Source organism: Carnobacterium sp. (assembly GCF_032094055.1).
GTDB lineage: Bacteria > Bacillota > Bacilli > Lactobacillales > Carnobacteriaceae > Carnobacterium_A.
Window position 1 is genome coordinate 3,445 of the sequence record NZ_DAMDAK010000132.1, and the last position, 618, is coordinate 4,062.

Annotated in this window: 1 protein-coding gene; it reads left to right on the forward strand. The window is 39.6% G+C overall.

The features are described from left to right. The coding region (locus tag RT405_RS13175) for a single-stranded DNA-binding protein (RefSeq protein WP_313470287.1) at nt 1-271 on the forward strand (271 nt) is incomplete at its 5' end. Nucleotides 272-618 lie beyond the last annotated feature (347 nt).

Consider the following 618-nt stretch of genomic DNA (forward strand, 5'->3'; position numbering starts at 1 on the left):
CAATTTCAAAAGCGAGCAAGGACAACAAGCCGATTTTATCCCAATTGTTGCTTGGGGACAAGTAGCTAAGTTGCTGCAGATCTATTGTGAAAAAGGAGACTTGGTGGGGTTGACCGGACGTATTCAATCAAGGTCTTATTTGAGTAAAGAAGAAGAAACCATTTTTGTCGTTGAACTGCTGGTTGATGAGGTTGATTTTTTACAAGGAAAAAGAAGTACAACAAGTGCAAGTTCTTCATTTAAAGAAAGCAAACAACATACGTCCTATTAATAAATAAAGAAGCAAATAAATTTATTTCTATTACTTGAAACGCTGCCTCTTGAAAGAAGCAGCGTTTTTGTGCTGGAGTAGAGTATTATAAATTTTTTTCATTCGATGTCTAGCGGTTCAGCTAAACCATGATCGCATTGCTCTCTCGCATACTGTTCAACTTCTACGCTGCGTTCGCATACCGTATCTGTAAGCAGCTAAAGCTGCCACAGCTTCGGCATATGCTACTAAAGCAGCAAGTTTCTCAGCAAAGCCTGCCTCTCGGAAATTAGATAAATAAAGGGCCTAAAGTCTAGCTAAGTCTAGCTACGCGAGCTTTATACTAGTCGACGTAACCAGCTAAAGCT